Source organism: Acinetobacter sp. S4397-1 (assembly GCF_024129285.1).
GTDB lineage: Bacteria > Pseudomonadota > Gammaproteobacteria > Pseudomonadales > Moraxellaceae > Acinetobacter > Acinetobacter lwoffii_C.
Genome location: NZ_JAMXXZ010000002.1, coordinates 21294 through 47129, shown reverse-complemented (window position 1 = coordinate 47129; position 25836 = coordinate 21294). Strand labels below are relative to the sequence as shown.

At 43.6% G+C, this 25836-nt stretch carries 22 protein-coding genes and 1 pseudogene; 8 read left to right on the top strand and 15 right to left on the bottom strand.

The window, feature by feature from the left end:
- Nucleotides 1–6: 6 nt before the first annotated feature.
- From NI467_RS01535 to surE, 3 genes are all read right to left on the bottom strand, one after another.
- A complete protein-coding gene (locus NI467_RS01535; RefSeq protein ID WP_151204855.1) occupies nucleotides 7–936 on the bottom strand; it encodes a LysR family transcriptional regulator in 930 nt (309 codons plus the stop codon).
- Nucleotides 937–1027: 91 nt separating this feature from the next.
- Nucleotides 1028–1852, bottom strand: coding sequence for a peptidoglycan DD-metalloendopeptidase family protein (locus NI467_RS01530; RefSeq protein WP_253150571.1), 825 nt, complete (start codon nucleotides 1850–1852; stop codon nucleotides 1028–1030).
- 105 nt (nucleotides 1853–1957) lie between these two features.
- Nucleotides 1958–2737 carry a 5'/3'-nucleotidase SurE gene (surE, locus tag NI467_RS01525; protein WP_253150569.1) on the bottom strand — a complete coding sequence of 260 codons (780 nt, stop codon included), beginning with the start codon at nucleotides 2735–2737 and terminating at the stop codon, nucleotides 1958–1960.
- Between the two features lie 110 nt (nucleotides 2738–2847).
- Here surE and NI467_RS01520 point away from each other — a divergent pair, with 110 nt between their 5' ends.
- The 4 genes from NI467_RS01520 to NI467_RS01505 all read left to right on the top strand — a co-directional run bounded on the left by NI467_RS01520 (nucleotide 2848) and on the right by NI467_RS01505 (nucleotide 5683).
- A complete protein-coding gene (locus tag NI467_RS01520) occupies nucleotides 2848–3219 on the top strand; it encodes an MCR_0457 family protein (RefSeq protein ID WP_151203873.1) in 372 nt (123 codons plus the stop codon).
- 163 nt (nucleotides 3220–3382) lie between these two features.
- Nucleotides 3383–3763 (top strand): MCR_0457 family protein, encoded by a 381-nt coding sequence (locus NI467_RS01515; RefSeq protein ID WP_253150567.1) that lies wholly within the window; start codon nucleotides 3383–3385, stop codon nucleotides 3761–3763.
- Between the two features lie 129 nt (nucleotides 3764–3892).
- Entirely contained in the window at nucleotides 3893–5041 is a 1149-nt protein-coding gene (dacC, locus tag NI467_RS01510; RefSeq protein ID WP_151203875.1) for a D-alanyl-D-alanine carboxypeptidase PBP5/6, read from the top strand.
- A gap of 102 nt (nucleotides 5042–5143) precedes the next feature.
- A complete protein-coding gene (locus NI467_RS01505; RefSeq protein ID WP_253150566.1) occupies nucleotides 5144–5683 on the top strand; it encodes a gamma carbonic anhydrase family protein in 540 nt (179 codons plus the stop codon).
- A gap of 194 nt (nucleotides 5684–5877) precedes the next feature.
- Here the strand turns inward: NI467_RS01505 and NI467_RS01500 are convergent.
- From NI467_RS01500 to tsaE, 6 genes and pseudogenes are all read right to left on the bottom strand, one after another.
- Nucleotides 5878–6591 (bottom strand): annotated as a pseudogene (locus NI467_RS01500) (IS5/IS1182 family transposase).
- A 128-nt stretch (nucleotides 6592–6719) separates the two neighbouring features.
- Entirely contained in the window at nucleotides 6720–7667 is a 948-nt protein-coding gene (locus NI467_RS01495; RefSeq protein WP_253150564.1) for an IS30 family transposase, read from the bottom strand.
- 147 nt (nucleotides 7668–7814) lie between these two features.
- A complete protein-coding gene (gene hfq / locus NI467_RS01490) occupies nucleotides 7815–8336 on the bottom strand; it encodes an RNA chaperone Hfq (protein ID WP_253150562.1) in 522 nt (173 codons plus the stop codon).
- A gap of 93 nt (nucleotides 8337–8429) precedes the next feature.
- Nucleotides 8430–9374, bottom strand: coding sequence for a tRNA (adenosine(37)-N6)-dimethylallyltransferase MiaA (miaA, locus tag NI467_RS01485; protein ID WP_253150560.1), 945 nt, complete (start codon nucleotides 9372–9374; stop codon nucleotides 8430–8432).
- Between the two features lie 6 nt (nucleotides 9375–9380).
- Nucleotides 9381–11351 carry a DNA mismatch repair endonuclease MutL gene (mutL, locus tag NI467_RS01480; protein WP_253150558.1) on the bottom strand — a complete coding sequence of 657 codons (1971 nt, stop codon included), beginning with the start codon at nucleotides 11349–11351 and terminating at the stop codon, nucleotides 9381–9383.
- On the bottom strand, nucleotides 11341–11820 hold the full coding sequence (gene tsaE, locus NI467_RS01475) for a tRNA (adenosine(37)-N6)-threonylcarbamoyltransferase complex ATPase subunit type 1 TsaE (protein WP_151203880.1): 480 nt from the start codon (nucleotides 11818–11820) through the stop codon (nucleotides 11341–11343). Before tsaE ends, mutL begins: the two co-directional genes overlap by 11 nt.
- A gap of 128 nt (nucleotides 11821–11948) precedes the next feature.
- Here tsaE and NI467_RS01470 point away from each other — a divergent pair, with 128 nt between their 5' ends.
- From NI467_RS01470 to NI467_RS01460, 3 genes are all read left to right on the top strand, one after another.
- Entirely contained in the window at nucleotides 11949–12857 is a 909-nt protein-coding gene (locus NI467_RS01470; RefSeq protein ID WP_253150556.1) for a pseudouridine synthase, read from the top strand.
- A gap of 114 nt (nucleotides 12858–12971) precedes the next feature.
- Nucleotides 12972–13319, top strand: coding sequence for a type II toxin-antitoxin system RelB/DinJ family antitoxin (locus tag NI467_RS01465; RefSeq protein ID WP_151203882.1), 348 nt, complete (start codon nucleotides 12972–12974; stop codon nucleotides 13317–13319).
- 97 nt (nucleotides 13320–13416) lie between these two features.
- A complete protein-coding gene (locus tag NI467_RS01460) occupies nucleotides 13417–13860 on the top strand; it encodes an N-acetyltransferase (protein ID WP_253150554.1) in 444 nt (147 codons plus the stop codon).
- Between the two features lie 19 nt (nucleotides 13861–13879).
- Here the strand turns inward: NI467_RS01460 and NI467_RS01455 are convergent, their stop codons facing one another.
- Entirely contained in the window at nucleotides 13880–14587 is a 708-nt protein-coding gene (locus tag NI467_RS01455) for a pseudouridine synthase (RefSeq protein WP_253150552.1), read from the bottom strand.
- 136 nt (nucleotides 14588–14723) lie between these two features.
- Between NI467_RS01455 and NI467_RS01450 the strand changes: the two genes are divergently transcribed.
- Nucleotides 14724–15176: a DUF441 domain-containing protein gene (locus NI467_RS01450; protein ID WP_151203885.1), complete on the top strand. Its 453-nt coding sequence runs from the start codon at nucleotides 14724–14726 to the stop codon at nucleotides 15174–15176.
- A 180-nt stretch (nucleotides 15177–15356) separates the two neighbouring features.
- On the opposite strand, the gene NI467_RS01445 is transcribed toward NI467_RS01450, so the two are convergent.
- From NI467_RS01445 to hrpA, 5 genes are all read right to left on the bottom strand, one after another.
- The gene (locus NI467_RS01445) at nucleotides 15357–16340 is read right to left on the bottom strand and encodes an ion transporter (RefSeq protein WP_151206087.1); all 984 of its coding nucleotides are present in this window, start codon (nucleotides 16338–16340) and stop codon (nucleotides 15357–15359) included.
- Between the two features lie 125 nt (nucleotides 16341–16465).
- Entirely contained in the window at nucleotides 16466–18181 is a 1716-nt protein-coding gene (locus NI467_RS01440) for an AAA family ATPase (RefSeq protein ID WP_151206086.1), read from the bottom strand.
- Between the two features lie 87 nt (nucleotides 18182–18268).
- On the bottom strand, nucleotides 18269–20272 hold the full coding sequence (locus tag NI467_RS01435) for a hypothetical protein (protein WP_253150550.1): 2004 nt from the start codon (nucleotides 20270–20272) through the stop codon (nucleotides 18269–18271).
- Nucleotides 20273–20765: 493 nt separating this feature from the next.
- Nucleotides 20766–21878: a beta-ketoacyl-ACP synthase III gene (locus tag NI467_RS01430; protein ID WP_253150548.1), complete on the bottom strand. Its 1113-nt coding sequence runs from the start codon at nucleotides 21876–21878 to the stop codon at nucleotides 20766–20768.
- 30 nt (nucleotides 21879–21908) lie between these two features.
- Entirely contained in the window at nucleotides 21909–25829 is a 3921-nt protein-coding gene (gene hrpA / locus NI467_RS01425) for an ATP-dependent RNA helicase HrpA (protein ID WP_253150546.1), read from the bottom strand.
- Nucleotides 25830–25836 lie beyond the last annotated feature (7 nt).

Genomic DNA, 25836 nt, shown 5'->3' with positions numbered 1-25836 from the left:
GGATATTTATGAGGCCACTTGTAACACGCGTCCCCCAGCAATCTGGCTAAAATATTGTTTCAGTGTATCAATGCAACGAAGCGTTTTGGTCGGCTGTTGTTCTCGTTTCGGCATGACGGCATAAAGTGTCAGTGGTGGAAGCTTCCATTCAGGCAACACTTCAACCAGAGAACCATTCATTAAGTCTTTTTTTCCATCCAGATATAAAATCTTGGCAATGCCATTTCCCTGCAAACACATGGCTTTGGCAACCTGACCATTGTTGGTGCTAAATCGTGAATTTAGCTCAAATTCCACCTGTTCTGCGCTATGAATATGCTTAAAATAAAAGCGCTGATACTGCTTGAAATGAGTCAGTGGCAACATATCATGAGTTTTCAGATCTTCGGGACGTGAAATGACTGACTTTTGATTAATATAACTTGGTGCAGCAACCAGAATCTGTTCAATCTGGATCAATGGTACAACCTGCAGGTTCGGGTCGTCCTGATTCTGGTCAAATTTCAGGGCAATATCGATACGCCCCTCCAACAAATCAACCTCATGACTGCTTGTATCCAGATGGACCCTCAGACCGCGATGAGCAGACATCCAGTGAGAAAGTGCAGGAATTACATGATTAGCGCATAATTCTGGCAAGGAGGCAATGCGAAGTTCACCTACCAGATCATCACGTAACTCATCTATGCGAACTTTGCCACGCTCTGCAGCCGATAGCATTTCTTGGCAACTGTGGAAAAATGCTTGCCCCACCTCAGTCAAACTTAATTTTCTTGTCGAACGATTTAAAAGTATAACTTCCATATCTTGTTCTAATGAGCGAATTTGTTGACTCACAGCACTGGTCGTGATCCCTAACTCACGAGCAGCCCCGCTAAACGAGTTCTTTTCCACAACGCAAGCAAAGACGCCCATTGCCCGAAGTTGATCTAACATAAATTTCCCTCTAAACTTATGAGATGCCTCATCTTTTGATAAAAGCAACTCATTGTATTATACGGTGAAATTTGCGCTTTGCATTATTTATTTAATTATTTGGTAAAACTGCTGTCGGATTAATCGGCTTACCATCCAAACGTACCTGGAACTCAAGCATGGTACGGTTGGTACCTGTTGATCCCATTTCTGCAATTTTCTGACCAGCTGTTACATTTTGACCACTTTTCACGTTTAATTTACTGTTATGTGCATAAGCGGTGATATAGCCATTAATATGCTTGATCAGTATCAGGTTGCCATATTCTTTTAAGCCATCGGCTGCATAGACGACCTGCCCATCGGCTGCTGCCATCACTGGATCACCCATTTGGCCACCATAACGGGTGCCTTTGATATTTGCATCCAGATCATAGGCCTGCAAAATTGGACCATTTGACGGTTTTACCCAACGCAATCCAGCCGCGGTAGATACCGGAGTTACCGGTGTAGGACTTATGCGTGGAGTGGTCTGTACAGTGGTGCTGACTGAAGGCGCCGGTGTCGGTACTGCAATAGTTTGACGCTGGATAGGTGCAGCTTGGGTAACAGGCTGAGCCGTTGTACGACGTGCGGCATTCTTTTTCAGGCGGATCGACTGTCCTACATAGATGCGGTATGGCGGAGCAATATCATTCATTTCTGCAATACTGATATAGTTCAGGCCATAACGTGTCGCAATACCGCTCAAGGTATCCCCAGAACGAACCGTATAAAAGTCAGGAGCTGTAGCATAGCGAGCCGGATTATTCACCTGAGGCTTGGTTGCACAACCTGTCATAATGATTGCGGATGCCGCTGCGATCGATAAAACCAGCGTTTTCATCAAGGTGGATGTTGAGGCTATCGCGAAGCTTTTCGTTGACACCAAGGACATTATCTTCCTCTCTAAACATTTATACGGTTGCAAAATTGCGTTAAGAGTAGCAAAGTTTTACTGCAATATACTTGCAATAGTTATTTTTTCACAAAGTTATAACACTTATAGAAGATTTTCAGGCAGCTGAGCCTGTAAGTCGTGCAAGACTGCGTAGTTTGTGGCATCTATCTGGATAGGCGTGATACTAACATAGCCGTTTGCGACTGCGAAAAAGTCAGATTCGATCTCGGTCAGGCCTTTTTTTGGCTCTGCAACTGCCTCACCTGCCAGCCCAATCCAGTAGACCTGACGCCCACGCGGATCCACATGACTGCTAATGGGCTTGGATTGTGAACGACGGCCCTGATAGGTCACCTTGGCACCTTTTAAAAGGGCTATATCCGGAATATTAATATTAAAGATATGTCGCTCCGGTAAGACGGGCAGACCCTGTGCAATAAAATCACGTACCCAGGTTGCCGCAACCCGGTAATCTTCAGAAGATTCATAGCCGCGGACATTGGCACCACATAGCGAAACCGCCAGTGCAGGATGCTTGCTCAGCCGCCCTTCCAGGGCCGCCCCTACAGTACCTGAATAAAGCACATCATCTCCCAGATTTGCCCCGCTGTTAATGCCGCTGACGACCAGATCAAATTCAAGATCGAATAAACCGTTCATGGCCAGATAGACACAATCTGCAGGCGTACCGTTGACCGCCCAGACATCAGGAGAAATCTGGATCGGCCGGAGGGGACGGTCCAAGGTCAGCGCACTGGAATAGCCGCTGCGTTCACTTTCAGGTGCCACCACCACCACACGCCCTAAAGCACTTAAAGCCCGTGCCAAAGCCTGAAGACCAGGGGCAAACACACCATCATCGTTTGAAATCAATATATTCACAAAAAATCTCGTTATGCCAGAAAATGACTCGTTAGGACATTTCATTGTATTCGTTCAGGAATTATATATATTTGTGGCCTTACATCCACCTTTAATAAATCTGGTTCATCATGATGAAAAAAAAATCTTTATCAGGGGTAGCATTGTGCTTTAGCGCACTTTTTTCTCACTCAGTACTTGCAACGACTGATCTGACCACCGAAGAAAGCAATACAATCATTAAAGAAGATATTGCCGCAGCACAAGTCATGGCTGAGGTATGCCCTGCCATTATTGGTAAAAATGCAACATTTGACAGCGTAATTCAGCAATTGATCCAAACCTATCTTGGGGAATACTCGGTTAAAGGCATGACCTATTCAGCGCTTCAGGCCGATTCAGAATATAAATCTTTACTGGAAGAAGCACGTGACGGTGCAAAACAGTCTTCTCAGGAAGAACAACAAACAGTTTGCCAGGAAATTCTTGACCATCAAGGTTGAATCCGGTGTTAGGATCCTAAATAAGACGATGCTTACATCGTCTTATTTTTCTTACAGATATCTTCACAATTCTACAGCTTCACTACATTTTCATACTTTTCAATTTAAGAAATAGGTTTAAGCTAGGCAAATTATTGTTCTAAAGCTGATTTTTGAGTTTTCAATGAAAAAGACCTTATTTAAAACCTTCTCTTTGTGCGCCATTTCTGTGGCAGCTTTTCTGGGCGCTTCCGCACATGCTGCTGATGAAAATATTGAAGTTACACCCGTTCAATCTGTGACTCCGCATGAACTTGCTGCGATTTATGTCTTATCTGAAATCTGTCCAGGCATGGTCAAGGACAAAGCCAAATTCAACCAGGGCTATAACAAGCTGGTGGCTGAATATTTACCAGGTCAGAAAAATCCGGTAGAAAGCTTAAATCAATTGAGCAAACAAGCAGATTTTCGTCATATTCTGGCCGAAGCCAAGACCGATGCCAAAAAGGCCGGTAAGAAAAAAAATCAAGTGATTTGTGATGAATTAACTGCCTACAGCAATTAAATCATTTTTCTTGCAGCTACTTACAATACTTTTAAAATAACCCCGGGTTTCCCATAGAAGTCAGCCTAGCTTTGTCCTAAAATGCTAGGCTCTTTTGTGCCTACATCAAGATATTGGAACCCACTAGAAATGACCCAAAAAACCGCTCTTGCTGCATTATTATTAATTCCTAGTTTCAGCTTTGCAGCAACTGTCTTATCTGCACCACCAGAATTGAATAATAAATCTTATGTGCTAATGGACTTCGAGACAGGGCAAATTCTCGCTGCAAAAAATGAAAATGAAAAACTTGCCCCGGCTTCAATGACCAAGATGATGACCAGTTATCTCATCGAACAGAAGTTATTAAGCGGTGAGCTGACTGAAAATGAACAGGTTCGTATGAACGAATCTGCCTGGTGCCGTGGGAGTAGCACCGAGTCATGTATGTATGTGCCCTTAAATGGTACCGCGACTACACTGGAAATGTTACGCGGGATTATTATCCAGTCCGGTAATGATGCTTCTAAGGCGATGGCTGAACATATTGCAGGGAACGAAGGTACCTTTGCACATATGATGAATCAGGAAGCGAAACGTATCGGCATGGTCAATACCAGCTTTGTGAACTCAACCGGTATGCCCGCAGAAGGTCATTATTCAACTGCAAAAGATATGGCGATTTTGGCACAGCACATCATTAAAGACAGCTCAAAATACTATCCAATTTATTCAGAAAAAGAATTTACCTTTAATGGCATCAAACAGGGTAACCGTAATGCTCTACTCTATACAGATCCAAGTGTGGATGGCTTAAAAACCGGCCATACCGATGAAGCGGGTTTCTGTTTAACCACCTCTGCCAAACGCGGACCAACTCGCCTGATCTCGGTGATTTTTGGTGCGCCATCGATGCAGGAACGTGCCTCACAGACACGCGACTTGCTGGCTTGGGGTTATGCCAACTTTGAAACCAAAAATGTTCAACCCGCCAAGCAGGTGTTGGCTAAGGCCAAAGTCTGGTTTGCAAAGGAAGATGAAGTTCAGATCGGCCTTGCAGAAAACTTTAATGTGACTATGCCTAAAGGTCAGGCTAATGCCATTAAAACCCAGTTGGTGGTTCAGCCGAAACTGACTGCACCGTTACAGCCAGGTCAGGTCGTGGGGAAATATGTAGCGACTCTGGATGGTAAAGTCATTTCAGAAAAACCGCTAGTTGCTTTAAATGCGGTTGAAGAAGCAGGCTTCTTTGCACGTATGCTCGACCATATCAAACAGTTCTTCAGCAACCTGTTCTAAGTCAAACATTCCGTCTTAGACGAAAGCCAAAGCATTCACTCAGATGGATGCTTTTTTGTTCTATACTCTTCATGTTTTTTAATAAGCCTCGGACCCCGCAATATGCACCCAAATATTCGCCCTTATTTAAGCACTCACCCACAGATCGATACTTCCTGCTATATCGATCCCATGAGCATTGTGGTCGGTGATGTGGTATTGGCTGAAAATGTCTCAGTATGGCCTTTTGCGGTGATTCGTGGTGATGTGAACTCGATTCGAATCGGTAAAAACTCCAACGTTCAGGATCATGCCATGCTGCATGTCAGCCATAAAAAATCTGACAAACCGAATGGTTCACCTTTAATTATTGGAGAAGATGTCACGATTGGCCATCATGTGACTCTACATGGCTGCACCATTGGCAACCGCGTCCTCATTGGCATTAACAGTATTATTCTGGATGATGTGTTAATTCCTGATGATGTCATGATTGGTGCAGGAACGCTTGTACCGCCCGGCAAGGTACTGGAAAGTGGCTGGTTATATGTGGGTAGCCCTGCCAAGAAAGCCCGTCCACTAACTGAAAAAGAGTTGGCTTTTTTATCCTATTCCGCACAGAATTATGTCAAGGTATCGACTAATTACTTGAACCAAACTTGAGCTTCTCTATCCATCATACATAAAAATTGGCTTAAAAAATAAAAGGACGAGAGGCACCGCTTGGGCTACCACACCAAATGCACTGCTCTAGTCCTTGGGTGCGATAGTAGTCAATTACTCTGTGTTGATGCTTTTTTCTCAAACAGCAGCATTGCTATATGTAAGTGGTTCTCAAGTTAGGGTTTGTTAACCTTTCATAAAGGCAGCCAAATATAAATATAAGCTAAAAAACCGCACTTTAATAATTTCGCTTTAGCTGATCATACCGAGTAGCCATACCTCTAAGCTGTTTTAAGCTTGCAAAGCTATTGTCAACTAAAGGCCTCATTTCATATACATACCGATCTATATTTTTACCCCCTAGACTTCGAGTAAATTCTTCCCCGGGCATTTATTTGAGTTTGAATATATTGATTTTTTTCTCTTAGTAATTTTTCGTCATAACTTTTATCAGCAATAATATCAGTTTCTGCCACACCCAAACAAACAACTAAAGCAGGAGAAACTTGGACCTTATAGCTTGTCTCATCCCCAATGATAATTCTAGGATTACCATTTAAATCGACTCCTAAATGAATTTGAGCACTGTCTCCACCGATACTTTTGAAATACCCAGATTTTGAATCCCCGTAGCAGACTGATGTGTGCGCCTAGCTTGCACCAATAAATATCCACTCTGAAGCAACGTCAGAGGAAATTAAATACTTGGAATAGTTTATTTTTGACCATCGAGAAAACTGCTTGAATATTATATTGGATTTCCTAAAGGCGGTAAGTAAATCTCGCCAAGACAAACCTAGTCAAATTTGATCAAAAATAGTTTCAATAAGATTTCAAAGATTTTGTTCGGGATAAATATAAAAATGACGGAAAATAGTTCTTAACTTAGACCGCGTTGATGTCAGCATGGTATGAGGTGTAATGAGTGTAAAATCGGGTTAGCGATTGATTGTACTATCTCGCTATTTTTTAAAAAATATCTATAGATCCGACACTACAATATTAAATTTTTTTATAGGTTTAAAATTAATACTTCTTAGATTAGCATTTGAAGTGCAACACCATGTTGTTGCCATAATACCTGACTCGGACTTTTAAAGCCGAGTCTTTTTCTTGGGCGATGATTCAATCGTTGAGTAATTTCTGCAATATATGCATCCGTATAGTCATTCAAGTCACTGCCTTTTCTAATATATTGTCTGATCAATCCATTCGTATTTTCATTCGTTCCACGCTGCCAGGCGCTATAGGGATCAGCGAAATACCAGTCGACATCTAATTCCTGAGCAGCATACTCATGCAGACTGAACTCCTTCCCATTGTCCGCGGTAATTGTTTTTAGATGTGCTTTGATGGGTTTCAACAATCTGATCGTAGCCTGGCAAACTTCCTCAGCCTTGCGCGTGCTGCACTTTTTCAGCCAAAGATAACCCGTCTTCCGATCTACAATTGAAACCAGAGATTGTTGGTGGTTCTTGCCAACAATCGTATCTATTTCCAAATCACCGAAGCGGGAGCGCTGCTCAATCTCAGCAGGTCGATCATGGATACTTTTGCGGTTTGTCAGTTGGCCACGAGTCTCAATGGAGCCATATTTTCTCTTCCTTTGATTTCTGAAACGTAAGTTGTGGAAGAGCACACCACCTCTGCTTTTATCCTGCTGTATAAACCTGTATATGGAATGCAGACTGACTGAAACATGAGAAGCAATCTGTTCGGGACTCCACTGGAGATCAAGATAAGCAATGACCTGTACCCAAGTATCATAAGGGATTCTTTTGGGATTAGGGCAATGCCGTCTGCGAGCTAATTTATGGGCATGTTTAGCGAAATAACCATTCCTTGCTCGATTGCGTGCTATCTCTCTGGAAATAGTGGAAGGTGAGCGATTTAGCCTCCAGGCAATATAACGCTTAGAAAAACCTTCACGTAACAATGTAGAAATCTGATATCTTTCTTCTTGAGTAAGATGAGTATAGTTCATGATGCAACTTTGACTTTGGTCGGTCGGAAGCAAAATGCTAGCTCATCTTGCTTCCTTCCAATAATTTAATCTCTGTTGCACTTCATTTGAGAATCCAAGCTTATAAAAAAACCTCTCAATAGAGAGGTTTTTTTATTTCAGATTCGATTAACGATTGTTTTCGTCGTCTGAAGAATCTTCAAATTTCGAGTCATTCTCAAAGCCTGTGCCTTGAGCACCAAAGCCTGCGCCTTGACCACCAAAGCCCGCGCCTTGGCCACCAAAACCGCCAGCACCCTGACCGAAGCCACCTTGGCCACCGAAACTACCTTGGCCACCGAAACCGCCAGCACCTTGACCGAAGCCGCCTTGACCACCAAAGCCGCCTGCGCCTTGACCACCAAAGCCACCTTGACCACCAAAGCCACCCGCGCCTTGACCACCAAAGCCCGCACCTTGAGGACCAGCAGGTGCACCAGCAGGACGTGGATTACGTGCAGGAACTACAGTTGAAATTGCATGTTTGTAAACCATTTGGCTTACTGTATTTTTTAATAAAACAACATATTGGTCAAAAGATTCAATATGACCTTGTAATTTGATACCGTTTACCAGGAAGATAGAAACAGGAATACGTTCCTTACGAAGAGAATTCAGAAACGGATCTTGTAAAGTTTGACCTTTAGACATGTTATAACTCCAAAAAAAATTAAAAATCAGCGCAAAAAACTATCTCTATTTTTCAATTAAAAATTATAAAAAAGATAGTCTCTAAATTTTGCTTTATCCGTGACAGTTTCGCAAGTCTTCTTGGGCCTGCTCGAGCGTAAAATATGTAGTAAATTTATGCTTTTCTTGCAAAGATCTCAACCAGGTATATTGACGTTTTGCAAGTTGTCGTGTTGCAAACAAAGCCTTATCTTCCATTTCTCGTTGTTTTTCGCTACTTATATTGCCATTTTTTAAGAATTCTATGGCCTGACGATAACCAACTGAACGCATTGACGTTAAATTATCATCAAAATCGTATTTTCCCATTAACTCCTTAACTTCATTCAAAAATCCGTTTTTCCACATTAATTCAAGCCGTATCTCAATACGTTTGTGCAATTCTACCCGATCTGGCATCAGGGCATAATTATGGAAACTGTAACGATATGGTTGATTTTTTGGTTGTTCTGCTTGTAGTTTTGTAATCGGCTCACCTGTCAGCCTAAAGACTTCCAAGGCACGAATGATGCGCTGTTTATCACTTGGCTTAAACTTTTGTCCAGCGACCGGGTCAACCCGACACAATTCTGCATAGACGGCCTCCCAGCCTTCACGTATAGCCTGATCTTCAATCTCAGCACGAACCGTATAGTCTGCACTTGGCAAATTATCCGACAAACCTTCTAATAGCGCCTTAAAATACAGCATAGTGCCACCCACTAAAATCGGAGTCTTACCACGGGCATGAATCTCATCGATCAGTTTGCAGGCATTTTCGACAAAGTTTGCAGCCGAATAGACTTCCATCGGACTAATAATATCGATCAGATGATGCGGATAACGCGCCAGTTCCTCTTTTGAGGGCTTGGCTGTACCAATATCCATCTCCCGGTAAACCAAGGCTGAATCAACTGAAATCAGTTCAAAATTTCCTTGCTCATAAAGTTCACATGCCAAAGCAGTTTTACCGCTTGCAGTTGGTCCCATTAAATTGATGACCGGCAGTTGATTGGACATGTAAGACTACTCTCCCCGAGCAAAAAGTTTATCAAGTTGAGCCAATGGAAAAGCTCGCCAGGTTGGACGACCATGATTACATTGACTCGCAAATTCAGTGTGTTCCATCTGACGCAATAAAGCATTCATTTCAGATAGACTTAAAATACGATGGGCACGTACTGCACCGTGACAAGCCATGCCTGCCAGAATCTGGTCACGTTTCTGCAATAAGCCCTGCGCCTGATCATTGGGATCAAGGTCATTAAGAAGTTCAGGAATCAAGGCATCAAAATCGGCTTTGTGCAAAATGGCCGGTACACCACGTACAATCACCTGCTCATCACCATACTGATCAATTTCCAGCCCCAGACGTGCCAGCTGATCTCTCAGCTCATCAATCCGCATGGCCTGCATCCGGCTGATATTCACAACTTTAGGTATCAGCAATTGTTGTGACATCCAGAATTCCGGCTTGTCCCAGGCCATTTTCATCTGTTGCAGCAAAATACGTTCATGTGCCGCATGCATATCCACAATAATCAGGCCTTCGGTATTCTGTGCCAGAATATAAATGCCATGCAGCTGGGCAATGGCAATGCCTAAAGGATGTTCATCGACTTTGCTTTGCAGATGAGTCTGAAAGCTATCGCCAATAGACGCATCGGTAACAGTGTCAAGCTCTCGCAAGGGTGCCAAATAGCTTTTTAAGGCATTATTGAGCTGCTGTGAACCAGTATAAGATTTACTGTAATCCGGCGCATAATGCACAGTTTGCGGCCGTGAGGATTCAAAATCTGTCAGTATATCCAAAGGTGCATTTTCGTCCTGAACAGAGACAGTGGACGAGTGAGCTGGCATTTGGGCTATCACTGACTGGTGCAGGCTGAATTGCTCCTGATAGCGTGGTTGAGATGCACTCGCCACAGCTTCATCTTCAGTCTTCATTGCCTCTGACAGATCAGCACTCGCCGTCTGGAACTGTGCCAAGGTTTCCTTGGCATAATGCCGTACAAACTCATGCACTTCACGCTGGTTCAGAAAACGTATTTCATGCTTGGTCGGATGCACATTGACATCAATACTTTCCGGGTCAATTTCCAGAAACAGTAAATAGGCCGCATGCTGATGACCATGCAGAATGCCATCATACGCCATACGCAAGGCATGGGAAATGGTCTTATCTTTGACAATCCGCCCATTCACATAGACATATTGCAGATCAGCCTGTGCACGTGCATCAGAGGGATGACCGAGCCAACCCGATAAACGCATGTTAATACTATCTGCATCCATCCAGTAAGCATTTTCAGTAAACTGGCGGCCAAGTAACTGCTGCACCCGCTGAAAGCGTAATGCGCCACTGTCTGCCACTGGCAGATTCAGTTTGATGCTGTCATTGTGTTCCAGAACAAAACGGATATTAAAATGGGTCAAGGCCATACGGCGGACAATTTCTTCAATATGCCCAAATTCGGTTCCAGGCTTTTTCAGAAATTTACGTCGTGCCGGTACATTAAAGAATAAATCCTGCACCCGGATCTGGGTGCCTTTAGGCGCCGCGACCGGCTGAATTTCCTGATGTTCAAACGCGGTCCCATTGACTTCGACCTGATAGCCAATGCCGTCTTCATTCTGGCTACTGGTCAGACTTAAACGCGATACAGCAGCAATCGATGCCAAAGCCTCACCACGAAATCCGAGACTGTTAATGGCATGCAGCTCTTCCGCAGTCTGAATTTTACTGGTCGCATGACGTAGCACAGCCAATGGCAAATCTTCATGATGGATACCACGTCCATTATCAGTGATTTCAATCAGTGTACTGCCGCCCTGTTCCACCCGGATCAGCAGCTCGGTTGCTTCTGCATCAATTGAGTTTTCCAGTAATTCCTTCACTACAGATGCGGGGCGTTCAATCACCTCTCCCGCTGCAATCTGGTTGGCAAGTGCCGGATCAAGTGCACGGATACGGCGTATACTGAGATCATGAACCATGTGAAAATTCGCGCTCCAAAGCCTGTTTTAATGCCAGATTAGATGAAATCAAACTCACAGTACGTGTAAGTTCATCTTCGGATTTTAAAATTTCAATAATTAAATCTGCCTGTGGAATTTCATCCCCACCTTTAGATGGCCATTCAAATAAAAATAACGCATTCGGCGTTTCCAGATAATCTCGAATGCCCATCAATTCAAGCTCATAAGGGTCATTTAGACGATACAGGTCAAAATGAAAAATATCCTGCTCATTAATTTGATACGGCTCAACCAAAGTATAGGTGGGGCTTTTTACCGAGCCTTTGTGACCAAGCTGCTGCAAGTAATAGCGCGTTAATGTAGTTTTCCCTGCCCCCAGGTCACCAATCAAATAGACAACACCAGCAGGAAAGGTTTCTGCCAGAACTTTGGCCAATTTTCGGGTATCTTCTTCATGATTTAAAGTGACATTCAAGGAATAAGGCATATTACTCACGACATGCGATAAAAGAATAATTATGATAGCATCGCAGCACTTTAAAAGCCTATTCACCTCTGTGAGAAACTGTGTTTTTTCACAGCATCTGTTTTAATAAGAGAGCTTGCGACCTAATCATGCATTCGCCTGTTGATTTTAAGCCGCCTATGCTGAATGGCGTAAGTGCAAGTAAAGTTTTTTTGCAAGCTGTTTCCCCCCGTCCTGCGACCATTTATGCTTATTTATGTCAGCAGTTCCGGCACATTGAACCCCACGAATGGCGGTCCCGCTTTGAGCTCGGTCTGGTGTATGACGCTCAGGGCCAAGTCTTAACGGTAGAGAGTCCCTTTCAGCCCAACACGCACTGTTTTTACTATCGCTTTTTGGCTTATGAAGTCCATGTTCCCTTTCAGCATCAGATTCTGTTTGAAAACGAACATCTGCTGGTGGTCGACAAGCCACACTTTTTGACCATGAGTCCCACCGGACAGTATGTACAGGAAACGCTACTCGTCCGGCTAAAACAGCAGACTGGAAATGAGCATCTTAGCCCGATTCACCGACTGGACCGTGAAACTGCCGGGGTTGTGCTGATTTCTAAATGTGCAGAATCACGTGGTGCCTATCAACAGATGTTTGCGACCCGGCAGGTACAAAAAACCTATCATGCGATTGCTGCTTATCGTCCTGATTTAAACTTCCCGATGACTTTAAGCCTGAAAATGGAAAAAGGGCAGCCTTTTTATACCATGCAGATCGTTGAAGGTGAGCCAAATAGTGAAACGCTTATTCAATTGCTAGAACACAAAGGGCAATGGGCGAAATATGAACTGCACCCCCATACCGGGAAACAGCATCAGCTGCGCGTCCATTTGAATCATTTAAATATCCCGATTCAACATGATCCTTTTTATCCCGAAGTGGTGCATAAAGCTGAACATGACTTTTCCAAGCCTTTAAAACTGCTTGCCAAACAGCTCAAGTTTAAGGATCCGCTCACAGAACAACAGATGAGTTTTAGTTCAAAATTTGAATTGACACTGTAAATCGCTTGTCATTACAGATTATTTTCTAAAATCGGTCGCTTTAAGATTGAAATTCAACATTAAATGATTAGAATAAATGCGAAAAGTTAAGTAATTTAAAGCTTTGAAAATATTATGAGAAAAACTGAAGTCTATCAAATTCGCCTGGATTCCCAAGAAAAGAAACAGGCTTTTGCAGTATTTAAGCAATTAGGGATTACACCCGCTCAGGCAGTGCGGCTGTTTTTTAAACAGGTTGTTATTACCAAGTCAATTCCTTTCTCCATCGAGAACCAGAATATCGATCTGGAGCAGCTGATTAAATTGCGCAAACTGAAGCAAAATGAACTGAGAGCAGAGCAAGCCCTTCATCCGGTTACTACTGCTCAGGCAGCAGATCATCAAGAACTGGTTGCAGATGATGATCATCTTGATTTATTTGAAGAACTTAATGCAATTTTGGGTGAAAGCGACAAAATTTAACATTGTTGCACTTAGGAACAATTCTTAAGTCCTTCCTCTGGCTAATTTCGCTATGCTTTATGCTAATGATCAAGCAAAATTAGCATGGAGTAAGCCAATGATTGTACGACGTGCCCAGTCGGAAGATCTGCATAATCTGGCTGTTTTATTTGATGAGTATCGCCAGTTTTATGGTGCTTCTTCCAATTTTGATCTTTCCCATCAATTCCTGAAACAGCGTTTTGAAGATGGTCAAACCGTTATTTTCATTAATACTAAAGATGAGGCCTTAATTGGCTTTATTGTGCTGTATTTAGGTTTTTCCTCAGTCGCCTGTTCCACTTATTATATTTTGGATGATGTTTATATCAGCCCGGCTTATCGCCGTCAGGGCGCAGCCAAACAGTTGATTGATACAGCAGTTTTATTTGCCAAACATCAACAGGCCTTAAGAATCAGTCTGGAAACCCAAAAGAACAATTACCAGTCCCGCCACTTGTATGAATCCATGGGATTTGTTAAAGATGATGAGTTTCAGACTTACCACTGCTTTTTAAAATAAACCTTTTAACTTGCGCTTGTTATTCTGAACGGAATTTTGCCTGAGCCACCTGTTCTTCGGTCAAATAAATCCATTCCCCCTCCCCCAAGTCATTACATGCCAATGCCCCAATCTGGGCACGATGTAGCTGCTCAACTTTATTTCCCACTGCAGCCAGCATACGCTTAACCTGATGATACACCCCTTGATGAATGGTCATTTGTAAACGTTTTTCATCCAGACGACTGATATGGGTCGCTGCAAAGATACCTTTTTCATTTCTTAGCTCAACTCCCTGTTCCAGCTGCTGAATCTGCTCCGTTGTAATCGGATCGGCTGTGGTCATCTGATAAACCTTTGCCACATGCTTTTTCGGGTGCGTCAGGGCTTGCAGAAACTGACCATCATCTGTCAATAGTAACAGCCCGGTGGTATCCTGATCCAGACGACCCACACATTGCAGGCCGCGATTCAACAGAATGTCGTCAAACAGGTCAAAAACACTGAAGTGATGTGTGGCCTGATGGGAACATTCATAGCCTTGAGGCTTATTTAAAGCGATATAGACTTTTTCCCGGTAGCGATGTTCATGACCATAGACACTAAATATAAGGTCTTGCAGATTGAGCTTATATTTGGGTTCATCGATGATTTCTCCCTGAATTGAAACAGCACCATTCTTAATTAGTTGCTGGCAATGCTTACGTGAACCGAAACCTTGTGATTGCAACATTTTCTCTAATAGCATCTGTTTGAACCTGCTTAAACGGGAGATAGGCGCATTCTATACTGAAATTCCATCAAGATTCTGCGCTGTCCGGTTTTTCTCCCCCTCTCAGGTTAAAAAGCCTATAATCCTGTGAAGTTTCATTTTTCTATCTCCTATGTCCCAACTTGATTTAAACCTGATTGTTCTTTTGGTTTTACTGGCTTGCGGTATATTTAGCCATAATAGTGCAGTGACCATTGCTGCAGCGGTGCTGATTGTACTTAAAATTACGCCACTGCATGACCTACTTCCTTATGTTCAGCAGCACGGCCTAAATATCGGGATTATTATTTTAACGATTGGCGTATTGGCCCCGATTGCGAGTGGAAAAATTCCTGGGGAAAGCATTCTGAAATCTTTTCTTAGCTGGAAATCTTTACTGGCGATTAGTATTGGTCTTTTTGTGGCCTGGCTCGGTGGACGTGGGGTCAAACTGATGGCAAATCAGCCAGATGTAGTGGCCGGCCTGTTGATTGGTACAGTCGCAGGTGTAGCTGTCCTGCGCGGGGTACCGGTGGGACCATTGATTGCAGCCGGGATTTTATCGTTATTGATTGGAACCAGATAATGGAAGTGAATTCGCATCAAGTGCAACAAGGCGTAATCCAGGAAAAAGAAGATGCCCTGAAACACCCCTATTTCAGCTTCCTGGCATATCCATTTATCGCAGCCATGTACTCAATAATTTCCGTTCCGAAGCTTAAGCAGTCACCTATTAGAATAGTTTTAAGCCCTTTGGATAAGCATTTCAATCCGGTAGTTTTTTCCCACAATGTGGACAATAAGCATAGTGTTCCCGCTCTTGCTGTAATGCTTCTTCGCGTTGCTCACGCATCAATTGAAAAATAATATCCTGCGTCTGCTCCATACTCAGTCCGACCTCTTTACGAATATTTTCAATTTTCTCTTGATCAATCAATAAATCGATTTCAGCATTTTGTAATAATTCTCTAAACTTTAATTCCAGATTTTGTTTACGTTGTTCCAATTCATGCGTTAAACCCGTGGCTAAAATACCCGCTGGCAACGCGGCTAACCCTACCCCTAAAATGGTAATAAGTGCACCCAAAAAACGCCCTACAGGCGTAATAGGGGTTACATCTCCATACCCCACAGTGGTGAGTGTGACCACCGCCCACCACATAGAAGCCGGAATTGAAGTAAATACCTCTGGTTGCGCCTTGCTCTCAACCACATATATACAGGCGGCTGCCATGACAATCATGATGCTCAAAATAAATACGACTGCCTGAAAAGAACCTTTTTCACGTTCAATCACGCGCAAGAGAATTTGCAAGGATACAAAATACCGAGTCAACTTTAACAGTCGTAACAGCCGTAAAATTCTGAGAAAACGTAAGTCGATCGGCACCCAAAAATTGATATAAGCCGGTAGAATGGCTAATAAATCAATCATTGCTCCACCGCTTTTTACCCAATTCAGGCGATTCTTCCATGCACTTTCAAAGGGACTCTCTTCCGCGATAGACCAAAAACGCAAGAGATATTCGATAGAAAAAATCAGGATAGAAAAATATTCAAATAAATCAAAAAACAACGAATAAGATTGATAAATATCATTTACTGATTCCAATAATACGGCGCTGGCATTACTAATGATCAGTAAAATTAAAAAATAGTTGATGATTCGGCTAAATTTTGTTTCGTATTCTTCATTATGTAAATTGTTATAAACGAATTTTCTGAGTGAGTACCACGTGGTAAATACCATATTCGTGCAAATTGTGATTGAGAGTACTTTCTATTTTAATCTGTTAATTCAAGTTGAAAAAGATGGAATGCCGGATAAATGATAAAGTATTTATCAAACATCCATCTTCAGTACTTCACGCAAGGTTATTCAACAAACAGTAAGGCCAGACGCACCTGATCATAGCCCATCCGCGGACTGGTCAGCTCGACAATCGGGCGTAATTTGATACTGCCATCATCATTAAAATGATCGGAGTTTTGGCGTTTAGTCAGACGTTTATAAATCTTGCGCACTTGCTCAACCACCTCTTCCCCCGGATGAGCGATTGAAATATCCAGTCCTCGTTCCTTCTGCAAACGGCCCAAATGATTAATAATGGTTGCAGGCGTCAGACCACGTTCTGTCGCAATATCAGCAATTTCATAGCCTTCTTCAAACAGTTCACGGGTTTCATCCAGCGTGGCAGTGGCATAATTGGTTTTAGCGCCACTTTTGGCAATTTTCCTTTCATTACGCTGAATTTCAGTTTCATTCAAGGTTCCGCCGCAGTGACGAATAAAGGCCTTATGCTGAGTAGTCAAATCGACATGGGAAAAATTAGCCTCGGCTTCATCAGACAGTTCCTGAAAACGGCGATCTGCTTTAATCGCCAAACTGTCAAGCTCTAAAGCCTGTTCATTAAAACCTTTCAGGCGTAATCCACTTAAGGTCTTTAAACGTGATAGCGCCACATAGCCCTGCCCTTTTTCAAAGGTATGGTTGAGGTCAATTTCAGCCGCCTCTAATGTCATGCCTTGAGATTTATGAATGGTAATGGCCCAGGCCAGACGTAAGGGAATCTGCTGGAAACTGGCAATGGTTTTACCCGCTTCATTATCGACTGACCAGGTTTCAGGCTCAACAAGCAAGGTGGTTCCATCGGTGAGTTTCACTTTAGGCAGAATGCCATATTCATCATCATCTTCAAAACCAATGACTTCCCCCAAACTGCCGTTGATATAACCCATATCAAAGTTATTTTTCACGAACATCACTTTGGCATGTTTTTTCAGAGTTAAAGCCTCGGGGGCTCGCACGGATGATTTTAAGGTTTCAATCAGTTTTTCATTTCCATCACACTGCGCATCGAACTGCCGTGGATCCTGATCAATTTCATTCAGATGTTTAAAGTTAATACTGTCCACATCCATGTTATGGGTATACAGACGCGTATAAGTCTCGCCGATTTCTTGCTGACGTGTGCTATGCAGTGCGGCCAGATGCTCCTGCGTAATGGCCTGAGCACGAATCGCATTTAAAATGTCATTCAGATAATCATTGCCCTGACGATGCTGCTCAGTCAGATAACACACCCGAAACTTGGCTTCGACCCAAGCTTCAGACATAAAACAGAATTTGTCCCGATTACGCTCATCATTTTTACCCACTGGCGGTAACTGGAAAAAGTCACCTGCTACAATCACCTGAATGCCGCCAAAAGCCTCATCGCTTTCCTTGAAATATTTCAGTACCTGATTGACCAAATTCAGCTGCTTGGCATGCAACATGGAGATTTCATCAATAATCAGGACTTGCGCATTTTCCAGATGTTCTTTCAGGTATTTACGCTCTTTCATGCGCTTTAAGTCTTCGTCAGACAAAAAGTCCTTAATCCCGATACCCGCCCAAGTGTGAATCGTCATCCCGTTCATGTGCGTCGCCGCGATACCGGTCGAGGCCGTAATTGCGACAGAGACCTTACGGGCTTTTAGATAATTGATATATTGATTGAGCGTATAGGTTTTGCCTGCCCCTGCAGAACCAGTTAAAAAGACATTTTCTCCTGCTTTTAATAACTTAAGCGCAGTTTCCTGTTTCATAAAAAGAGATACCCTAAAAGAACGGCTATAGCCTAACGATTTTTGGCGGAAAAGTTAAGCATCACGGCGGAAAAGGCCTAAATCCGGTCAGGCTTGCAGGTTGAGCCAGTCAATAAAATGCTGGGCAATATTGATGTATTCCAGTTCCGCTTTTTGATTGTTCGGATACTCCAGCTGGTCAAAAATTACATGCCCATCCTGTAACTGGCAACCCAAAATCAGCGGTAAATGAATATCAGGATGTGACATTCGAAAGGCCACATATTCTCCTTCAACGATCCGCTGTGCGTAACTTGCAGCCAGACAATTCCTGAATATTCGAGCTTCTTCAAGAATCCGGTCTAAACTTTTTAATTCCTCAAAGCGCCAATTAAAATACAGTAAAAACGGTGCCTGGGTACGTGCTGTCCAGCTAGCTAGGGCAAACTCCTTTTTAAGCTTGGCGACAATTTCTTGTTTCTGAATATGGTTATGCCACGCTACGGCTTGGGCAAACAGGCTGCTCCAAGTCAGATTTTTAGCCACATCAGCATGAGTAGAAAAATATTCCGGTAAATAATCACGCACATAACCCTCAAAAACTGACTCACGCACATGCCGGTTCTGTAAATAAAAGCGCTTTCGAAACTCTACAAAAGGAATGCGGTTCCGCTGCAATACATGATAAAAATCGCGGTCCTGCTGTGTCTGCGGGCGAATATAGGCCAGTACATCTACTGGCAGATCCTGAGTGACTTTATATAAATGTTGCATAAATGCCTGCATGACCCGGCTTAAATTGGTATACACCTTTTTAGTCATATGATCATTCAGTGCCATATCCCGTAATAAGCCTCTCCATTCATCCAGATACAAAATGGAGGGGCTAATGGCAATACGCTGATCTTCATAGGCTTGGCCAGTACCTTTCAGGGCAACCTTCTGATTCTGCTGATGCTGAAACCAGTCATATTGAATCGCATATTGATGCGCACTATGAATGAACAGACGCGCTGCCACATATTGAAAATATTGCAGGGTGGCCAGAATGATTTGTGGATGAATATGATGGCTATCAATAAAGCTTAAAGCGGTCGCGGCCACCCGTACACTACTGTGCTGAATATTCATGCTCAGCCAATCCAGCACCTCGGCAGACTGTTTAAATAGCCAGTTAACCGTGCGCTTGCAATCAAATAGGGGGAAATTGGCCACCTTTTTTTGCCACAAATAACTGTCATTTTCCAGAAAATTGCGCTTGGATAACAAGTCATCCCGTTGCCAGACCTCGCGGTTCATTAAACGAACAAAGCCCAACAGATTACTTTGCTCTTCAGCATGACGATATAACAGTCGAATATCATCGATATGCTCATTCAGCTCATACAGGTTAAAACGGTTCTCAAAAGATAATGCCATAATCCGGAGAGTCGCCGGATGCAAGAACTCGGCTGCACTAAAACAAAATTCATCTAAACTATCCATCAAGGATTGAATCGACAGGAACTCATTCGACTGTAAGTAGTGTAAGGAAAAAACCTGCTGCAAGCGGTTCAGAATCTCGACAGGAATTTCTTGTCCATGCTGGACATAGGCATACAGCAACGGTTGATGATACAGCTCTGCCTGAATCATCAGAGAGTCCATAATTTCGGCTTGAACAGCTGACATCTGGCTCAAACATTCAGCAACCCGCTTCGGCCCCTCTACCCAGGCATAGACCTGATCTATAAGAATCTGGCGTAAAGACTTGGCCTTGTCTCTTAAAAAAAGCGAATGCTGTGGTTTTAAATCACCGGTTAAAAAGTAAATATCTTGAAAAAAGAAATCTTCCAGCGCTTCGGCTTTGGCCTGTTTAAAATCAAAATGAGCCTCCGCCAAGACATGTGCCCGTTGCTGATCTAACTCCTTGGGCGTATAAAACTGGATATAAAACATTCCATTGAGCAGATCAATCCGGTGCTGCTCTTGATAAATCTTGAACAGGTTTTGCGCATTAAGCTGGCCAATCAGCGCCATCTGATCGAGATAAAGTTCGTTCAGATTGGGGAAAATACTGAGACTTTGTTGAGCGGACTGCTTTAAACGCCGTAGCAGGCTATCCTGTTCCATATATGAATCCCCATCATTTTATTTTTCTATTGAAGCATATTGAGTCATAGGCCTAGAAGCGATTGTCTTTAAAAAACAGTTCTGCACGTGCAGGCTTAAAAAACCAATTATTATTTTTAAACTATTTCGACTTACTGTAAAGCAAAGTAAAAATTAAAAAAAGGCCCCTAAATGATCTTGCAGACACCTGACAGTAATTGCTTGAACCTCAGAGAGTTCGAGTTGTGAACGGTCACGAAAGCTGATCAATTCCTCCAAAGTCTGCCCATGGGTAATAGATTACGGCAGCATAGGCTAAAAACAAAAAGATAAGTGTTGAGAAAAGCATTATTTGAGTATAGCAGCACATAACAATGGCCATGATCAGCATACTGATCATAGCCATTTGATATTTCTTTTACCCCTTATTCATCATTATCGGAACCGCAATGAGGCTCTAGATATAATGAATTAGCGATGTGCATTACAGTAGACCTGTAACAGCACTTCTGGCTTAGGCAACATGCTTTTGTACCAGGATTGAGCCTACAGAATAGCCCGCACCAAATGAACACAGCACGCCATATTCACCATCTTCAACTTCATTTGCTGTACGGTGTAAAGCAATAATTACCCCTGCAGAAGAGGTGTTGGCGAATTCATTCAGAATGATCGGTACCAGACCCGGTTTGGCATTTTCTTTGCCCACCACCAGTTTCAAAATCAGTTCATTCATACTGGCATTGGCCTGGTGCAACCAGAAGCGTTTTACATCTGTAGGTACAATCTGGTTTTTCTCTAGCTGGGCAGTGATCATTTTCGCCACCAGTGGACACACTTCTTTAAAGACTTTACGGCCGTCCTGACGGAAACGCTTATCATCAATATCTGCATTTTCTGAGAGATTCAGGAAACCAAAGTTATTGCGGATATTGTTCGAGAACTGGGTAAAAAGCTGGGTATCCACAATTTCAAAACCGGTTTTAGTCTCTGTATCTTCAATGATGGAAGCGGTGGCCACATCACCAAAAATAAAGTGACAGTCACGTGAACGGAAATCGGTATGTGCAGAAGTAATTTCCACATTTACCAATAACACACGACGTGCGCTGCCCGCTTTGATCGCATCATGCGCCTGCTTCAGACCAAAGGTCGCTGCTGAACAGGCGACGTTCATATCATAGGCATAGCCCTGAATTCCCAAAGCCGTCTGAATTTCAATCGCCACGGCCGGATAAGCACGTTGCAGGTTGGAGCATGACAAAATTACGATATCAATATCTTCAGCAGTTACACCGGCATTCTCCATGGCCTGTTGAGCAGCAATAACGCCCCATTCCGCCTGAAGTGAGATTTCATCATCTGAACGTTCACGTAAATTTGGACGTAAACGTTTCGGATCTAGAATCCCGCTTTTCTCAACGACATAACGGCGCTGTACACCTGATGCTTTTTCAATAAATTCTGCGCTAGAACCACGACGCGCTTCCAGTTCGCCTGCTGCGATCTTGTCGGCATTTTCGTGATTATACAGTTCCACATAAGCATTTAAACTTTCAACTAACTCTTCATTGGTAATGACCTCTTCTGGATGGAACAAGCCAGTACCTGTAATGCGGATGCCCATGTAAAACTCCTTCTCAAAATGACCTATATCTTAACTGATTCCCAGACGTTCCCATACTTTTTGCAGGCGATTTGGAGAAATGGGTGTTTTCGTTTTCATGGGTTGTGAAAACAATGAGATCCTTAACTCCTCGACCATAAAATACAATTCTTTAAGGCGAGCGTCATTTTTAAACTTAAATAATTTTTCCATCCACGGATCAATTTGGTCAATGGCGGAATCATCCCTCTGTAGGTTATTGGGCAAGCGCTCTAAACGCAAGATCAAGGCTTTCAAATAGCGTGGAAATTCCAGCCATACGTCGGATGGTTTCTGGTAAACAAAGTCAGAAAGACTCATCAAATCAAGCTGGTCCTCAATATCATCGATATTTTTTCCAAATATAGAAGCGTCGAGCACCAGGAGTTTACGACGAATTTCCTGCCATTGAATATAAATATCCGTGATCTCTTTGAGCGCAGTTTGCCCATATATCAGGAAAGATTTTTTTACATCTTCCACTGTTTTTTGAAACTCTTGCACATTGACAGGCAGTTCTTTAACTGACATCTGCAGTGTGGCATAAACTAACATTTGCTCTAACTGGGCTTTGTCTCCCAGAGGCGAATACGCCAGCGCCAACGGTTTGGAAATCTGCTTTTTCAGCTGGCGAACCAGATCACCCAGCTGCATATGCACCAACCGGATAATTCCTTCCCGATGCTGTTTGACGGCCTCAGCCTGATCATTAAAGGTCTGAATGACCACACCAGATTCATCTTTCTGTTCCAGCACAGCAAATTTTTTGCTCGGCACCAGTGCCTGATATTGCTTCACCATCACGCCTGTGACTTTTTGCGAGGCTTCAAAAACAAAGTTTTCCGGGAAGGTTTTAAATTCACCTTTCAGCTGTTTGACCGGACTATGGGTTTCTGTACGGCAGCGTGCTTTTAACTCTGTCAAATCACGGCCCTGTTCAATCACACGGCCTTTTTCATCTACCACCTTAATGAGTGGCAGCAGGTATTGCTCGACCCGCTCAAAGCTAAAATCTTTTTCGCTGATCTGCTCGCCGCGTAACTGGAAAGCCAGAAAACTGAAAATATGTTCTTGCAAATGTACCGCATCAATCCGGGCGACCAGCTTTTGCGCTGTATCTGGAATTGGCACCAGAGCACGGCGTTTCTCTTTAGGCAGGCTTTTTAATAGCGCTTCAATCAGCTCCAGACGCCAACCCGGAATACCCCATGACCAAACATTTTCATCGACTTGCGGCAATGCCTGTAATGGAATCTTCACCATCGCCCCATCTTCATCATGACTTGGATCAAAACGGTAGCTGGTGGCCAGACGTAATTCACCATTACGCAAATAGTCAGGGAACTGCTGTGTCGTCGGACGGTCATTTAGCCACAAGGCATCATCATCAACAAACAGATAACGCGGCTCATGTGGCTCGACCGTCGCACGCCAGTCTTCAAAACTGCGTCGACTGGCCACTTCCGGCGGTACTTTCGAGGCATAAAACTGGTAAATCGTTTCTTCATCGACCACCAGATCACGGCGGCGCAACTTGTCTTCAACCCGTTCCACTTCTTCCAGTTTGAGCAGATTATGCTTCAGGAATGGCGGATTGATGCCCAGATGACCTGTGGTTAAAGCATCACGCAGGAAAATCTCGTGCGCTGCGGCCTGATCGACTTTTTCATAATTCACCGGACGTTTTGGCTCAATAATCAGGCCAAATAAAGAAATCTGGTCATAGGCATTGACCACGCCGGCTTTTTTCGACCAGTGCGGCTCAAAATAATGATGCTTGAGCAAGTCACGCGCGGCCAGCAAAATCCATTCTGGTTCAATCTTCGCCAAGGTACGCAAATACACCTGTGAAGTTTCGACCATTTCAAAGGCCATGACCCAAGGCGTATTGGTTTTATGTAAGGTCGAAGCCGGGAAAATACGTGCCTTTTGCTGACGCACTGCCATAAATACATTGCGTTCATCGGTCTTATTGGCAATGAAAGAGAGTAAACCAGTTAAAAGCGCGCGGTGCAGATTCTCATAACTGGTTTTCTTTTCATTAAAAGACAGCTTTAATCCTTTGGCCAAATCCACCAGCTGCTCATGGGTTTTCTTCCACTCACGCAGACGTAACCAGCTAAGGAAATGATTACGCGCAAAACTACGGCGTTTATTTTCACTCATGCTTTCGCGGTTATTGTGCAGGGCTTCCCAGAGTTTTAAATAAAACAGAAAGTCGGAATCTGCTTCACGGAATAATGCATGTTTCTGATCAGCCTGCATCTGCTTGTCTGCGGGGCGCTCACGCGGATCTTGTACAGCCAAGGCTGCAACAATAACCAGCACTTCATTCAGCGCACCAAAATGCGCACCACCGAGAATCATCCGTGCCAGACGCGGGTCAATCGGCATTTTTGCCATCTGCTGACCGATTTTGGTTAATCCACCTTGTGTTCCTCCTTTTTTTAAAGCGGAAGAAGTCGCCGATGGCTTTTCTTCAGTCACTTTAGAAGAACCTTTCTCAGTCATCGCTCCTAATTCAACCAGCAGCTTACGGCCATCATTAACCAGACGATGATCAGGCGGCTCGATAAAATCGAAATTTTCCAGAGAGCCCAGGCCCAGACTCTGCATCTGCAAAATCACCGAGGCCAAGTTGGTCCGTTTAATTTCCGGCTCGGTAAACTCAGGGCGGCTTAAAAAGTCTTCTTCACTATATAGACGGATACAGACACCTGGCGCAATACGGCCACAACGCCCCTTACGCTGATTGGCAGCCGCCTGGGAAACAGCTTCAATCGGTAAACGCTGCACCCGTGAACGATAGTTGTAGCGTGAAATACGAGCAAAACCGCTATCAATTACATAACGGATATTCGGAACGGTCAGTGCCGTCTCTGCCACGTTGGTTGCAATGATAATCCGTCGTCCCCCACCGGAAGGATTGAAGATTTTTTGCTGGTCAGCCAACGCCAGCCGGGCATATAAAGGGAGAACTTCGGTATGCCTTGGACCATGTTTCTGCAAAGTCTCCTGCAGCTCACGGATTTCCTGTTCAGTACTGGCAAAAATCAGGATATCGGCATGTTCAGGATGACCTTTTTCCTGCGCATCTTCAAAACACTCTTCAACGGCCCGAACCACTGCACGCGGCAGGTTTTCCTCAAAGTCATCAAACTCATCATCATCACTGCCGCCAATGCTCATTTCTGAAATCGGACGATAGCGGACTTCAACCGGATAGCTGCGCCCTTCCACTTCATAAACTGGTGCACCATTAAAGTAATCACTAAAACGGTTTACATCCAGCGTTGCAGAAGTGATGATAACTTTTAAGTCTTTACGACGTGGCAATAGCTGCTTGAGATAGCCCATGATAAAGTCGATATTCAGCGAGCGCTCATGGGCTTCATCAATAATGATAGTGTCATATTTGGTCAGGAAACGGTCGTGGGCCAGCTCTACCAGTAAAATACCGTCAGTCATCAAACGAACTATAGAGTCTTGTGAGCCCTGCTCGTTAAAACGGACTTTAAAGGAAATAGATTCTCCCAGCTTTTCCCCAACCTCTTCGGCAATACGTTGCGAAACACTGCGGGCAGCCAGACGCCGTGGCTGGGTATGACCAATCAGACCCGTCAGCCCCCGACCCGCCAGCATCGCAATCTGAGGTAACTGCGTGGTCTTACCTGAACCGGTTTCACCCGCCACAATAATCACCTGATGCTGCTGGATGGCTTCAATCAGCTTGTCAGCATACTGGCTGACAGGCAGATCCTGATTGAGGTTAATCTCAGGAATACGCTCAATACGCTGCATGACTTTGGCATGCGATTTTTCAAATAATTCTTCGTATTGTTTTAGATTCGCATCTTTACCTTTTTGGAGTCGATTTAAACGATGGCGGTCGCGCGCCATAACGAGTTGATCTACATTTAAAGGACTCTGCACTGAGAAA